A 14,723-nucleotide genomic window follows, 5' to 3' on the forward strand; every position below is an offset into this window, starting at 1 on the left:
CCTCCTAGGATGCTATTGTAATTTTTGAATGCGGTCCCATTGGCTTACGATATCCGTTACACGAACACCAAAGTTTTCATCTATGACAACAACCTCGCCTTTTGCGATCAACTTGTTATTCACTAGGATGTCGACAGGTTCGCCAGCTAGCTTGTCCAGCTCAATAATAGAACCTTGCGACAGCTCCAAAATATCCTTTATCTGCTTCTGGGTCCTTCCTAATTCTACCGTGACTTTAAGCGGTATGTCGAGCAGTAAATTGAGGTTTGTTTCATCTGGTTGAATAAGTGGCGCATTGCCAAAATTAGCAAATTGCACAGGCTGTACATTAACATTTCGGTTAGCAGCATGACCATATGTATGAGGCCCCGGCGGCTGCATCGACATGTCGTAGCCAGCTGCAGGTGTTTGATACTGCATAGAAGGCATCTGCTGCGCCTGTGAAGCCATATTCATTTGCGGCGGCACAGCGTTCATATGAGCTGTTGCGGCCGTTTCTTGCATTGCCATTGCTTGTTGAGCTACAGGCGCTGCTGTAGCCGTTTGCGGTGCTGTAACAGCAGGCTGAGATGGTTGATCGTCCACAACGCCCATCAATATATCAACCATTTGTTTCGCAAACGGAATTGGTAGAAGCTGCATGATCGTGGAATCGATGAGATCACCAATCGTCAACCGGAATGATATTTTTATGAACATATCAACTGGAGGCAAATGCTCCATTCCATCACCGTTATTAACGTCTAAGATATCAATGCCAGGTGGCGAAATATTGACAAAGCGATTAAAGATCGTCGACATCGATGTAGCTGATGAACCCATCATTTGATTCATCGCTTCTTGAACAGCGCTAATATGAATTTCATTAAGCTCTTCTACAGCGATGTTGGTTCCTTCGCCGCCAAGCATTAAATCAGCAATGATTTGGGCATCTTTTGTTTTTATGACCAGTGAATTAATACCTTGAAATCCGTCAACGTATTGAACGCTAACTGCAACATGCGGTTTAGGGAAAATGTCTGCAAGCTCATCTTTTCTTACAATAGTGACCTGTGGTGTAGTAATGTCTACTTTCTTGCCAAGCAATGTAGACAACGCTGTTGCTGCACTGCCAAATGTTATATTACCAATCTCACCCAGGGCAGACTGTTCCATATCGGATAAAAAGTCTGAAAGTTGTGTTCCGACCTCAGAGAGCTGCTCCGGTTCCTGCTCACTGGAGGATTGACGTAGCAATGCATCAATTTCCTCTTGTGACAAATAGTCCTTACTCGTCATAATCTTCTTCCACTCCTTCAGTGACAATCTCATCTACTTGAACAGCTAACCGGTCCTTAACGGAGCCTGCACTGCCAATGAATTTAAGCTTGTCTCCAACTTTAATGTTGAGACCATCATTGACTGACTTATTCAATGAAATAACATCGCCTATATTCAGTCCTAAAAACTCTTGGATTGTAAGTGATGATTCACCAAGCTCAGCAACAATAGGAAGCTTTGCTTTATTTACTCGTTGCTCCAGGATTTCAACCTCTTCTGGTGCGCGAGCTTTCTTCTGCGAGACAAACCAATGATGTACGGATAACCTGGACATGATCGGTTCAATTACGACATGTGGAATACAAAGGTTAATCATACCTGTCGTATCACCAATTTTGGTACTGAATGAAATGAGCGCTATCGTCTCATTTGGCGATACAATCTGCATGAACTGCGGATTCGTTTCCAATGCTTCCAGCCTAGGAGAAATATCGATTACTGTTTTCCAAGCTTCCTGTAAGCCTTCAAACGTTCGACTGAAAATTTTCTCCATGATGATTGTTTCAATTTCAGTTAAGTTGTTGATTTTGGATGGCGCTATGCCTTGTCCGCCTAACATTCGATCAAGCATGGCGTACGCTACGTTCGGATGAACCTCCAGCACCATTCGACCTTCCAGTGGCTCCGCTTCAAAAATGTTCAATATCGTCATCTTCGGTATCGAACGAATAAATTCATCGTAAGGCAATTGCTCGACCTGCACGACATTAATTTGAACAAATGTGCGAAGTTGCGCTGAGAAATAGGTTGTCAAATACCGTGCGAAGTTTTCATGAATCCGAGTCAAACTTCTAATATGATCCTTCGAAAAACGTACGGCGCGTTTGAAATTATACACACTGACTTTTCGCGTCGTTTCTTCCTTTTTTAAATCCTCTGCATCCATTTCACCGGAATCCAAGGCAGCTAGTAGCGCATCAATTTCATTTTGCGATAAAACATCAACCAAATATCTCACCTCCTTCGAGGAATGTCTGCGTAGTCAGTTAAACTTCAGCAAGCGTAAAGCTTGTGATTTCTACCTTAATCAATTTCCCTTTTGGAATAATGGGAGTAATTAAGTTGAGCAGCTTCGACTCAAGCGCATCTTCACCTTGAGAACCCTGCAGCTCTTCTGCTGTCATATCAGCAACAACACGGTTAATAATAGGTCGAACTTCAATCTCAAGCAGTTTATCAAAATCTTCTTTTGTTTTCTTCTTATCAAGCTGGAAAGCAAAGCTCAAAATGACAACATATTCAGGATCTTTCAAGTTTCTTCTAAAGTCCTTTAATTCAGAAGTTACTTCTACACGCTCATCAGCCGATAAGGCTTTAACCTCAATGGTTTTTGTCTCCGTCGCCTGCTCCTTAGGGTCAGTGAAAAACGATTTGAACAAGATGATTGAAACGATTGCGATTAATGTTATAGATAGCAAAATAGTTATTAACCAAGGTATCATTTTCTTCATGACGAGGGACCCTCCGTTTGCTCACTCTTTTGGGCCGCCGCAATAAGGCCAATTGTACGAAGATACTGCCCATTTAGCTGCAACAGTTCCGTTGTTTTTTCTTTTACAACCAGCTTCTTGCCAGTCGTAAGCGTAATAACCGTATCCGCTGATTCTTCAATCATTTCAATTAATAGTGCATTTATTGTGACCTTTGTTCCGTTCAACCGCGTTACGGTAATCATCAGTTACCCCCTCACACCTTGGGAGGCGTTAAGCCTCCCGCTCGTTATGACTTACCTATCTTTTTAGATTAACTACCTCTTGCAAAATTTCATCAGAAGTCGTAATGATACGTGAATTTGCTTGGAAACCACGTTGTGCAACGATCATTTCTGTAAATTCAGCAGTTAAGTCCACGTTAGACATTTCTAGCTGACCAGAAATAATTGCGCCAGTTCCGAATTCTGGATCAGTCGCGAACGTCATGAAATCCTCAATAGAAGCATCCGGATTAGCATTAGCTGTTACACGGTACATATTGCCGCCTAGCTTCTCAAGACCACTAGGATTTACAACTTTGGCAACACCGAGCTGTGCAACTGCTTCCGTACCATCCGCCGTTACACCCATGATCGTTCCATCTTGACCGATAGAAAACGCCGTAATCGCTTCATCAAGCACGATTGGCTCTTGATCGACGCTTAGTACAAAGTAGCCGTCTCCGGTTACAAGTTGTCTATTCGAATCAAGCGTAAAGTTACCCGCACGCGTTAGAAGCATTTCGGAGTCTTCATTCGCTCTTACTACAAAGAAACCGTCTCCGTCAATACGAAGGTCTGTAGGTTGGTTCGTTGTCATTGCACTTCCTGCGGTATGTACCGTATCGATAGAACCGATAGATACGCCGAGTCCGATTTGCTTTGCGTTAACACCGCCACGCACGCCATCCTCAGGTGCGGTAACGCCCGCAACCGTCTGGCTTAAAATATCTTTGAACATCACACGGCCTGCTTTAAAACCAACGGTGTTCACGTTCGCAATATTGTTACCAATAACGTCAAGCTTTGTTTGAAAGCCGCGCATACCGGACACGCCCGAATACATCGATCTTAGCATTTTTGTAATTCCTCCTAGGGAATGGTTTAAAATCTTATGGGCTTTAAATGTATGTTAGCACTATCATAAGCTGCTTCAATCGATCCACAACTTGAGGCTCCCTGATAGGTCCAGCCTTACGATAATATAATAGCGCTATCTATTTGCGTAAATACGTTGTTTCGCATTTGTCCGCCATCCATTGCGGTAACCACTGTACGGCTTGGGACATTCACAATCATTGCAATATCTCGAAAAACAATTAATGAATCCTGAGCGCCTTTGGATGCAGCCTCTTCAACCGCGTTCATTATTTTGGTTAATGACTCTGGTTGTAAGTTTATGCCTCGCTGCTGCATTCTCACCTCAGCATGATGACTAAACTTTAGAACCTTGCCATTAAGAATCTCTTGAAATTCCGAAGGCTGAGCTGAACGGTTCGCAACTGTCTTATTAGGCTGCAAAGGTGTCGACTTAACCGGAAAAATATGACCGATTTTCATGCCTTCATTCATTATTTATCAGCCCCTTCCTCAGCACCAGCTGAATCAGGAGGATTCTTGTCTTCGTCTTCACCCGTAGGATCCTCTGGAGACGTTGTCTCACCATTTGATTCTGAGATAGATGTGACGTAATCAAGAGCCACCTCAGCTCCGCCTACTCTTGCATAGAGGAGGCCTTCCTTCGAAATAATGGAATCAACTACGCCTTTAACGGTTTTGATTTCACCAGCATCATCATATTCATTCCATTCAATCGTTTTACCGATCAAGCTAGATGCTGAACCAATGTTCTGGCGCATTAAAGATAGTTCGGTGGACATATTCATAAGCTGCTCTACAGAAGTGAATTGTGCCATCTGAGCGATAAACTCTTTATCTTGAAGCGGCTGCATGGGATCCTGGTTACGAAGCTGCGTGACTAGAATACTTAGAAATTGATCTTTTCCAAGCGTATCCGTTTTTTTGTTAGCTGCGGCTTGTACATTTTCTTTGCTGTAATTCGGCCAAACTACGCGAGTAGAAATGCTATCTGCCATTTCCGATCACCTCCGATCTCTCTAACCCTCTGCTTGCTCCACTACGCTTTAACGTTTATGCCTCTGCCAAATCCAAGACCCTGGATAGATGCTTGTTCAATCATTTCGGTTTCAAATTGAGCCTCGCTTACGCTATCTTCACCATTATTCATATGCCGGTTAGATGCTTGCTGCTGATTGCTTCCTTGTCCGTGCTGCTGCTGAAATAGCTGCGCAGCTGATTGACCTTGCGAAACCTCAAGCTTGTCTACCATAAGACCTTGTGCTTGAAGAGCGGATCTTAGTTGAGCCATTTGGTTATCTAACATATCCTTAGCCATTGCAGTATCCGTTTGGAAGATAGCGGTCAGAAGTCCATTCTGCATCGTTATTCTTACGTCAACTTGACCTAAATGCTCAGGGAAAAGCATCAGTTTAGCTTCTGAAACACCATTCATTGTCGTTAGATCAAATTTCTGTACAATCATGCCCGTCATCGATTTGGCAAATTCATCAGCAACAACGAATGAGGTTGCCGCTCCTGCATTAGCAACGAGAGACGTGAATGTCCGCATAACATCCGAATTGTTTGTTCCAAGCTGCATTTGCGGAATCAATTCGATAGTAGAGTCCGATGCTTCAGTTGCAATTGCTTGCTCCATACCCTGAACTGCCGTTGCTAATAGTGCAGGATGAGCCGTTTGCTGGGATAGTCTTTGCAAAAATGTACTAACGTCAGCCTGTTGTGCATTTTGAGCTGTAAACAGTTGTTGAGTAAAAGCGGTCGATTTCGTATGAGTCTTAGTCGTATCCACCGGCTCGCCTTCCAAAATCGCTGTTAACGCTTGAAGCTGCTGTGCTACCAAAACGGTTGGCTCTTGTTGCCCAATCAGCTTTGTTGTTCCCTGCTGAAGCATCACTTGTAATTGCAGCAACGTATCTTGCAGGTTTGACTTCATGTTTACTGCATTTTGCACCTCTAGCGGAGTAGAAGGACTTCCCTCTTCGCCTGTAAGCTGGCTAATCGATTGTTGAATGACGGGCACTGGAATTCCAAGAAGAGCAAGTAAAGCATTCATTTGATCCAATACGGCTTCTAACTGCTGAAGCTGTTCATTGTCTTCAAGCGGTGTTTTCCCTTCTTCTCCATTCGTTGTATCCAGCTGCTCGATCAAACCATCAATGATTGACATGAGTTCCGATAACGTTGGTGCAACTGCAGCTCCATCCACCCCATTCGGAGCTTCCTTAGAAACGTTTGCAACCAATGGTGTGCCTGGTGCCTGACTGCTGTTGTTAGCAGCTTCGCCATTCATTTGCTGCACTAATGTTTTCTGAAAAGCGGCTCCATTTGTGCTGTTGCTTGCTTGTCCAGCTTGTGCTGCTTGTGCTTGCGGCTGAGCTACAGCAACTTGTGAAATATTCATCTCCATTTTTCTCACCTCCTTTCTAATTAGAGGGAAAACAAAAGGTCAGTCATTAACTTCCTGACATTAATTTGGATACGATTTGTGCTGTCGTTGTTTCATTTATTCCAGACATTTCAGCTATAATAGACGATCTTGTTTGATTGTCCACTGCATTTAAAATACGAAGAACTTTGCTTGGACTTACATCTACCATTTTGATCAGTAGTTCCGCAGCGCTCTTTGCATTCATAGCTGTAAACGTTGCACTTAATTGCTCCTGATCAAGAACGGATGATGCAGGTTTTGTTGTTGGCGACTTCTGCGAGTCGAGTCTGGCTTGAAGCGCGGCAATTTGCAAATCCTTTGCTTGCACGTTATCCTTCAACTTCATAGCTGCGTCAGCAGCCGTCTGTGGATTCATTTTCTCCATAATGCGTACTCGATCGTCTGGCCGCATGTTTGCAAATACGAGTACCATCTCTTCTAAACTCATACTTTGCAAGATTGGAGCAGCTTTACTTGGCGTTATTTTTGAAAACATACTTGCGAGTTCTTGAATTTTCGCTTGATACTGCTCATCCTCGAGTAATTGTTCGTCGTTAACGCCTTTTAGCTGAGTATTATCACTTTCTAAGTCCTTAACCTCTTGCTCAAGCGTTGCCTTTGTTTGATTCGCAGCTGCCAATTCACTTTCAATTGCAGTAAGCTGTGTTTGCAAATCTGCAATTTTGGCTGACATGTTCGCTGTCTTCAAAGCTTCATCATTTCCAGGACCGCCTGTAACCTTTGGCTCGGGAAGCACGTCTTTTAAGAATGGAACTGAGTTGCCGGCTTCCAGCATTTTATTGCGAAAATCAATATTGAACAAGGTATACAAGACGCCGAGCAATACGATTGCAAATAAGATCGGTGTCATCAAAAACATAATTCTCTCTAGGGTGCTATAGCCTTGCTTTTCATTATCCGTACCCGCCAATTCCACTCACTCCCTCTAGCCGGTGTCACTCATCACTTTATGGGGTTGGTATCATGAAACGGACGCTTGCCATCTCATCTAGTTCGTTCTGCTCTTTTATTTGCATCGCATACTGGAACCGATCACGCGCATGATCTTTTGCTTTAAGCCACACTTTCTCATCTTTCATTTTGTCTGAAAGTTTAAGTCTGCTTTGCTCAACCGCCTTCTGTGCTTGCAACACATCTTTCAATTTGCTTGTTATACAAGTTACTAAATAGTCCAAATATTGCTGAATGACTTGAAGCTCCGATAAGGGAACAGCAGTCCGAGAAGATTCATGCAGCTTATATTCCCATTCTTGTTGCTTCGCACGCAGCTGCTCTAACGACAGTTCCTCCGCCGCTAGAGCACCGATAGCCGATGAAAGAATCCATTCCGCCTGTGTTTTTTCACTAGACTTTAAATCAATAACCTTTTGAAAAGTATAACGAAACGATGCCATCTCGTGATTCAACTCCTGTAGAAGTCAGTAATTAAACGACTTTGAGCTTCCTCTAAGCTCACCTTTTCATTGGTTTTTTGCTTTGTGTAGCTTTGAATCGGTTCAATAAATTCAAGTGCCATATCAATTTCTACATTTGTTCCTCGTTGGTACGCCCCTATATTGATAAGGTCTTCCGAATCTTTATATGTAGCTAACATTTTTTTAAGTTCATTCGCCGCATCCTGTTGCTCTTCCGTTACAATTTCCTTCATGACACGGCTGACAGAAGCTAAAACATCGATGGCAGGAAAATGACCTTTGTGAGCTAAATGACGACTTAACACGATATGTCCGTCCAATATTCCGCGGACAGCATCCGCGATGGGTTCATTCATATCGTCACCATCAACTAGAACGGTGTAAAAAGCGGTGATCGAGCCTGTCGGTCCTGTCCCTGCACGTTCCAAAAGCTTTGGCAATGCTGCGAAAACGGAAGGCGTATAACCTCTCGTAGCCGGCGGTTCTCCAATAGCTAGGCCTACTTCACGTAGAGCCATCGCATACCTTGTAACGGAATCCATCATCAACATCACGTCTAGACCGCGATCGCGAAAATATTCAGCGATGGAAGTCGCAATTAATGCGCCTTTCATACGAATGAGTGCAGGCTGATCCGAAGTTGCCACAATAACTACCGAACGCGATAAGCCTTCTGGGCCAAGATCCTTTTCGATAAATTCGAGCACCTCACGTCCACGCTCGCCGATCAAGGCGATTACGTTGACATCTGCTGATGTATTGCGCGCAATCATCCCTAGCAGTGTGCTCTTGCCAACACCAGAGCCAGCAAATATGCCTACCCGCTGACCACGACCGACAGTAAGAAGTCCGTCGATCGCTCTTACACCAATACCGAGCGGTTCAACGACACGCGGACGTTTAAGCGGATTACTAGGTTCATTATAAGTAGAATAATGTGGCATGCGTCTAGGCAAAAATGACCCATCTAGTGGATTTCCGAGCCCATCAAGCACTTTGCCAAGCAGCTCTGATCCGACTTGAACCGTCAAAGGTTTACCCGTACCTACGACATCACAGCCTGGACTAATAGACTGAAGGTCGCCAAGTGGCATCAAGATGACTTTATTATCACGAAATCCAACAACTTCGGCTTTTATAGGCTTAGCACCTTTGGATGGATAAATAAAGCAAACGTCACCTATACTTGCATCCGGTCCTTCTGATTCTACCGTTAGGCCGATGACCTGAGTGACTTTGCCATTAACCCGTACGGGATCAAGCGGCTGCAAATGCTCAATATACTTAAGTACATCCAGATTATTCACTATCATAGGCATGACCCCGTTCTTCGCCGCTGTGATGAGCAAGATGTATTAATTCTTTTTTGATCTCAGCAAGCTGTGTGTCAATTCGAGCGTCTATGCTGCCAAACGATGAGCGAATGACACAACCATTGTCCTTCACTGTGGAATCAGGCAAAATTTGCAATTCTGCTTGCGAATCGATAGCAAAGTGAAGTTCTTCCCTTGCGGCTTGTACAAATGCAAGCTGACTAGGTGCGACACATAGTGTAATAACACCTTGTTCTCTGCGTCTTGACAATGATTTGCGAATCAGCTCGATCGCCATTTCAGGAGCTAGCGTTAGCTGCTGCCCAATAATTTTTTCGGCAATCTCACAGCTTAGTTCAACAAGAAACGGTTCTGCTTCCTGAATGATTTGTTCTCTCATTTGAAATGCAGTTTTTAGCACATCCGAAGCTTCAGCCAGCTTTTGCTCCCAGATCTCACGCATTTCCTTTTCGGAATGCGCAGCTCCTTCGGCATAACCAAGATCATAACCTGATTGCCTGGATGCTTCTGATTCTGCTTCATCTTCTGTACGTTTTTCGAGCCACCATACATCGATTTGCTGCTGTGTTTCAGCAAGAAGCTTTTCACTTTCTTCTGCTGCATCGCGCAGTCTCTCTTCTGCATAAAGCTGAGCATCATTCAATATTTGGTCTCGCAAAGTTATCGTTTCTTCATCCGGAACAGGTTCAGTATCCTCTTCCTGACCAATCGCTTCATTGATTTCAAGATTCCGTTGATGCAGCCATTCCAGCTGCTTCAATTGATCAAGAGTAATCACACTCGAGGATTTGATCAAATTAGACAATGATATCGTCTCCTCCACCGCGGGCGATGATGATTTCACCTGACTCTTCTAATCTGCGAATGGTAGCAACAATACGAGTCTGCGCTTCTTCAACATCACGAAGCCGCACTGGTCCCATAAATTCCATTTCTTCTTTGAATGTTTCAGCCATACGCTTCGACATATTGCGGAAGATAGCTTCTCTAACCTCTTCACTTGCAACTTTAAGCGCAAGTTGAAGATCCGAATTCTCGATATCGCGTATGATCCGTTGAATCGAGCGATTGTCGATATTGACAATATCCTCGAATACGAACATCCGTTTTTTGATTTCTTCTGCAAGCTCTGGATCTTGAATTTCAAGCGCATCGAGAATGGTACGCTCTGTTCCGCGATCGACACCATTCAATATTTGAACGATCGAATCGATACCGCCGGCATTCGTGTAATCCTGCGTAACAGTTGCGGATAGCTTTTGCTCTAGCACTCTTTCTACTTGCGAAATAACTTCTGGCGATGTGCTATCCATCAAAGCAATCCGCCTTGCAACTTCCGCTTGTTTCTCTTGCGGCAGCGAAGAAAGGATATGGGATGATTGCTCAGATTGCAAATAAGATAATACTAAAGCAATTGTCTGAGCGTTCTCATTTTGAATAAAATTCAAAATTTGAGTAGGCTCGGCTTTTCTAGCAAAGTCAAATGGTCTTACTTGCAGTGTTGCCGTCAATCGGTTAATAACCTCAAGAGCCTTCTGTTCACCAAGTGCTTTCTCCAAAATGTCTTTTGCGTAAGAAATGCCGCCTTGCGTGATGTACTCTTGAGCCATACAGATTTGATGGAATTCGCTTAAAATCGTTTCACGATCAAGACTGTCAACTTTACGAACATTTGCGATTTCAAGTGTTAGCTGTTCAATTTCTTCATCCCGTAAATGCTTGAATATTTGTGATGATACATCAGGTCCAAGCGTTATGAGTAAAATGGCAGCTTTCTGTCGACCTGATAATCCTTGCATTGATTTTGCCACATGAACCACCTCTATTCATCCACGAGCCATGTGCGAAGAAGGTTAACAAACTCATCCGGTTTTCGTTTGGCAAGTGTTTCAAGATTTTTCCTAGCCTGACTGTCGTTGTTGACACTTTCCAAATCAAGAGTTGGATATTCCACATTAGCTGGAGCTGCCAATTCGATTTCTTCTTCGGCAACCTTCTTGCGTCTGCGAGCTAGCATAAAGATTAGTCCGCCAATAATGGCAAGTGCAGCAACACCAATTCCGATAATCCAAGGCGTTGATAGGAGGTTTGCTTCTTTAGCAGAACTGCTTCCGGAGAATGTTCTAGCAATAAGTGCAACTTTTTTCTCGATTAATTCGTCATTACTTACATCTTGACCAGAATCTGCTAGCTGTGCGCGCACTAACGCAGTCAAATATGTCATAATGGCAGTTCTACTTGCTTCATCATTCATTTGCGACTGTTCGATGCCTATACTAATAGAAAGATCTTTTAATACAAACGGCCCAGATTCGATATTGCTATTGATTCGAGTAACATCATAATTCCGAATGGACGAGTTTGTTTCTGAAGAATTGCTGCCTGTCGAAGCTGCTTCATAACCTGGCACATCAGTTTCTCCAGTTCCTGCTACTCCGCCCGCTTCTCCAGAGTTACCAGTCGAAGTACTGTTTTTAATCTCTTCACTAATGATAATGCCATTATTATTGTTATTTTCTAATGGCTTCACAACAGATTCTTGCGATGTCTTCTTATCGAAGTTCATGCTGCTTGAAACCTGAATGACTAAATTATCAGCACCTACGATAGGTCCTAGAAACTGCTGAATATTTTTCTTAAGCTCTGTCTCATATTTCCGTTGGATAATGAATTGCGACTCCACTGCATCTGAATTGTTAGCTATTCCGCCAGCAGCTTCAGAATAGGTTAATTCGCCTTGTGGACTTGAGATTGTAATATCCTTGATTGCCAAATCCGGAACCGCTGTTTTCACCAAGTTGTAATAGCCGTCGATTTCCTTCTGACTTGGACGATATCCTGACATGAACTTCATCATAATCGATGCCGATGCTTGCTCCGCGTCTTCTGCTGAAAGAAATACACTTTCTTTTGGCAAGTTCACCAAAACCTTCGAGCTATCTACACCTTGCATGGCATTCAGCAATTGTTGAACTTCACCATTCAAAGCGTTTAAATATTTTACATTGAATTCATTTTCGGTTGTTCCAAACTGGCTTGAGCTTGCATTAAATGCTTCAAAGCCGATCGAACCGTTTTGAACTAATCCTTGAGAACCTACATCAACTTTTATTCGTGCTGCATCTGTGCTCGGTACTGAAATGCTTTTCCCATTATTGCTGAGTTGGTAGGGAATTCCGCTTCCGTCTAAGTATGTCATAATAGCAGCGGCGTCAGTTGTATCCAAACCTTGAAAAGCAATTTCGTATTCCGTTCTGGTAAATACAATCGTTAACAAAATAATTGCTAACAATAGTCCACTAATAGATGCCCCCAACCAAATTTTTTGTTTTCTGCCCGTCTGGCTCCATAATTGTGCAAGCCTACCTCGAAACTGGGCGATTCTCTCGTTCACACTTTCACCTCACCCAAATACTATGCTAGTTCATTATGATGGTTAAATTTGCATCCGCATCATTTCTTGATATGCCTCGACCATTTTGTTGCGGACTTGTGAGGTAAGCTGCAAACTCAGTTGCGCCTGCTCAGAAGCAATTAAAACCTTTGAAACATCAACCTGACCTACTAAGTATTTGTCGTTAAGCTTATGAACGTTCTTTTCCTGATCGCTTACATTATCAATTGCCGTTTGTAGAAATTGACCAAATGATTGTGTCAATTGCGCCGGAGTCGCTTCTTGAAACGATTTAGTTTCAATGAGTTTGGTTGGCTGAACCGGACTAAGCGACATCGCTTGTATCATCATTACTCCCCCAATGCTTCACTTGTTTTTCCAATCATTTACTTTCCTATTTCTAGTGCCTTAACAAACATTGATTTAGTAGCATTTAGCGCTGTTACGTTCGCTTCATATGAACGTGTCGCTGCAATCATATCCACCATTTCCTTCGTAACATCCACATTTGGCATATTTACATAGCCGTTTGCATCAGCATCAGGATGCGTTGGATTATAAATGAGCTTGTTCGGTGAGTGATCCTCTTTGATTTTCGTAACTTTAACTCCTTGAACTGCGGGGTTGTCATTCATTTGCTGAGAGAGTACATTCGAAAAGGACTGCTGCAGTGGTTCTATAACAACCATCTTTCGTTTGTATGGCTGGAATTGTCCATTCACAAAACTGCCTCGCGTCGTTTCTGCATTCGCTATATTAGAAGAAATGACATCCATCCGCAGTCTTTGTGCTGATAGAGCCGAAGCACTGATATCAAACCCTGTGGACAATTTCATCGTTAAGCTCTCCCTTCAATCGCTGTGCGCATCATTCTTACTTCATGATTGATTTGTTGAACATAAAAGTTATAGCTTAGTTGGTTTTTGGCTAGCAAAGACATTTCACGATCAACATCAACATTATTTTCATTGTTGTTCATCGAAGTTGTTTCATCGGTAATAAGTTTGGGTATAGGTACATTAGAAGAAGCTGCTCCAATAGCAATATGCTTTTGATCCGTTCGTTTGCCGATCAATTGCCCTTGCTTATTTCCCATTGATTGCTCTAATAATTCCTCAAACAAAACCTCTGATCGTTTGAAATGCGGCGTATCGCTGTTTGCCACATTGTTAGAAATGACGCGTTGCCGCATTTCAGCTGCTTGAAGCGCACCTTCCATTCTTCCAAATGCTGCGCCATTCAACAAATTCACGTAGTTTCACCACTTTCACATAGGGGATCTTCTTAACGTATTCAACAGATTACCGCTCATTCCTTCTTTGTTCGACAGCAAATATTAAAAAAATGAGATTCATGTGTCGATTTTTGCCGACAAGATAATATTCAACAATTTCCTAATTTATTACAATAAGAAAAAAGCCCTATCTTTAAAATCAGATAGGGCAAAAATGGTCTAAACGTCCTATAATCATCTCTTTATTTTGTCTAATTCTTGCAATAATTGGTGATTTAATATTTTAATGTATGTGCCTTTCATACCTAAGGACCTTGTTTCAATGACGCCAGCACTCTCCAACTTCCTTAGTGCATTTACAATAACTGAACGTGTAATACCCACTCGGTCAGCGATTTTTGATGCGACAAGCAAACCTTCCTTGCCATCCAGTTCCTCGAAAATATGCTCAACTGCCTCTAATTCGCTAAACGACAATGAGCCGACCGCAACTGCAACGACTGCACGGCTGCGAACCTCCTGCTCGATTTCATCAGTGCGCTCGCGTAAAATTTCCATGCCTACAATCGTTGATCCATATTCTGCTAAAATAAGATCATCATCATCGAAAGTACCCGACAAACGGGTCAGTACCAACGTTCCTAGACGATCTCCTCCGCCAATAATAGGTACAACGGTCATAATTTCTTGATCACCTAAACGCGGAAATGTTTCATAAATTCCCGAATCAGGCTTCACATTCGTCATAGATTCCTGCATATCGAGAAAACGAACGTTACTCTCTTGTGGGAAACGAAGCTCATCAGCAGATAACGTTCGCATAAAATCATGATCAAACGCGTCTACAGCGGAGCAGCCAAGTATTTTCCCTCTCCGGCTGACGACGAACACATTGGTTTGAATTGTTGTGCATAGTACTTCTGCCATTTCCCTGAAACTCAGCGCCTTACCAGCCGCACGTTGTAACAACCGGTTCAGCGTTCTAGTCTTTGTTAGTAAAGTCAT

General features: G+C 43.0%; 18 protein-coding genes. All 18 read right to left on the minus strand.

Features of this window, described 5'->3' with window-relative positions; genetic code table 11:
• Window positions 1-12: 12 nt before the first annotated feature.
• The 18 genes from fliY to codY all read right to left on the minus strand — a co-directional run bounded on the left by fliY (window position 13) and on the right by codY (window position 14,723).
• Entirely contained in the window at window positions 13-1,278 is a 1,266-nt protein-coding gene (fliY, locus tag AC787_RS31795) for a flagellar motor switch phosphatase FliY (protein ID WP_054028978.1), read from the minus strand.
• The gene (fliM, locus tag AC787_RS31800) at window positions 1,268-2,269 is read right to left on the minus strand and encodes a flagellar motor switch protein FliM (RefSeq protein ID WP_054028979.1); all 1,002 of its coding nucleotides are present in this window, start codon (window positions 2,267-2,269) and stop codon (window positions 1,268-1,270) included. The genes fliY and fliM overlap by 11 nt, the downstream gene beginning before the upstream one ends.
• A gap of 37 nt (window positions 2,270-2,306) precedes the next feature.
• Complete coding sequence (locus tag AC787_RS31805; protein WP_054028980.1) at window positions 2,307-2,771, minus strand: flagellar basal body-associated FliL family protein; 465 nt, start codon at window positions 2,769-2,771, stop codon at window positions 2,307-2,309.
• Window positions 2,768-2,995, minus strand: a complete 228-nt coding sequence (locus AC787_RS31810; protein ID WP_054028981.1) for a flagellar FlbD family protein — start codon at window positions 2,993-2,995, stop codon at window positions 2,768-2,770. Before AC787_RS31810 ends, AC787_RS31805 begins: the two co-directional genes overlap by 4 nt.
• 55 nt (window positions 2,996-3,050) lie before the next feature.
• Window positions 3,051-3,869, minus strand: a complete 819-nt coding sequence (flgG, locus tag AC787_RS31815) for a flagellar basal body rod protein FlgG (RefSeq protein WP_054028982.1) — start codon at window positions 3,867-3,869, stop codon at window positions 3,051-3,053.
• 116 nt (window positions 3,870-3,985) lie between these two features.
• Window positions 3,986-4,363: a TIGR02530 family flagellar biosynthesis protein gene (locus AC787_RS31820; protein WP_054028983.1), complete on the minus strand. Its 378-nt coding sequence runs from the start codon at window positions 4,361-4,363 to the stop codon at window positions 3,986-3,988.
• Window positions 4,363-4,887: a flagellar hook capping FlgD N-terminal domain-containing protein gene (locus AC787_RS31825; RefSeq protein WP_063847743.1), complete on the minus strand. Its 525-nt coding sequence runs from the start codon at window positions 4,885-4,887 to the stop codon at window positions 4,363-4,365. Before AC787_RS31825 ends, AC787_RS31820 begins: the two co-directional genes overlap by 1 nt.
• A 41-nt stretch (window positions 4,888-4,928) precedes the next feature.
• Window positions 4,929-6,299, minus strand: coding sequence for a flagellar hook-length control protein FliK (locus AC787_RS31830; protein WP_054028984.1), 1,371 nt, complete (start codon window positions 6,297-6,299; stop codon window positions 4,929-4,931).
• Window positions 6,300-6,345: 46 nt separating this feature from the next.
• A complete protein-coding gene (locus AC787_RS31835; protein ID WP_054028985.1) occupies window positions 6,346-7,251 on the minus strand; it encodes a magnesium transporter MgtE N-terminal domain-containing protein in 906 nt (301 codons plus the stop codon).
• 37 nt (window positions 7,252-7,288) lie between these two features.
• On the minus strand, window positions 7,289-7,735 hold the full coding sequence (fliJ, locus tag AC787_RS31840) for a flagellar export protein FliJ (RefSeq protein ID WP_054028986.1): 447 nt from the start codon (window positions 7,733-7,735) through the stop codon (window positions 7,289-7,291).
• Between the two features lie 8 nt (window positions 7,736-7,743).
• Window positions 7,744-9,069: a flagellar protein export ATPase FliI gene (gene fliI / locus AC787_RS31845; RefSeq protein WP_054028987.1), complete on the minus strand. Its 1,326-nt coding sequence runs from the start codon at window positions 9,067-9,069 to the stop codon at window positions 7,744-7,746.
• Window positions 9,056-9,895, minus strand: coding sequence for a FliH/SctL family protein (locus tag AC787_RS31850; protein WP_054028988.1), 840 nt, complete (start codon window positions 9,893-9,895; stop codon window positions 9,056-9,058). The genes fliI and AC787_RS31850 overlap by 14 nt, the downstream gene beginning before the upstream one ends.
• Window positions 9,888-10,901: a flagellar motor switch protein FliG gene (gene fliG, locus AC787_RS31855; RefSeq protein WP_054029065.1), complete on the minus strand. Its 1,014-nt coding sequence runs from the start codon at window positions 10,899-10,901 to the stop codon at window positions 9,888-9,890. The genes AC787_RS31850 and fliG overlap by 8 nt, the downstream gene beginning before the upstream one ends.
• A gap of 11 nt (window positions 10,902-10,912) precedes the next feature.
• Window positions 10,913-12,484, minus strand: a complete 1,572-nt coding sequence (fliF, locus tag AC787_RS31860; protein ID WP_054028989.1) for a flagellar basal-body MS-ring/collar protein FliF — start codon at window positions 12,482-12,484, stop codon at window positions 10,913-10,915.
• A gap of 42 nt (window positions 12,485-12,526) precedes the next feature.
• Complete coding sequence (gene fliE, locus AC787_RS31865) at window positions 12,527-12,835, minus strand: flagellar hook-basal body complex protein FliE (RefSeq protein WP_321166200.1); 309 nt, start codon at window positions 12,833-12,835, stop codon at window positions 12,527-12,529.
• A gap of 35 nt (window positions 12,836-12,870) precedes the next feature.
• Entirely contained in the window at window positions 12,871-13,320 is a 450-nt protein-coding gene (gene flgC / locus AC787_RS31870) for a flagellar basal body rod protein FlgC (protein ID WP_054028991.1), read from the minus strand.
• Between the two features lie 2 nt (window positions 13,321-13,322).
• Window positions 13,323-13,736, minus strand: a complete 414-nt coding sequence (gene flgB, locus AC787_RS31875) for a flagellar basal body rod protein FlgB (RefSeq protein ID WP_054028992.1) — start codon at window positions 13,734-13,736, stop codon at window positions 13,323-13,325.
• 216 nt (window positions 13,737-13,952) lie between these two features.
• Complete coding sequence (codY, locus tag AC787_RS31880) at window positions 13,953-14,723, minus strand: GTP-sensing pleiotropic transcriptional regulator CodY (protein WP_054028993.1); 771 nt, start codon at window positions 14,721-14,723, stop codon at window positions 13,953-13,955.

Origin of the sequence: Bacillus sp. FJAT-28004, from assembly GCF_001280845.1 — a bacterium.
Lineage (GTDB): Bacteria > Bacillota > Bacilli > Paenibacillales > Paenibacillaceae > Pristimantibacillus.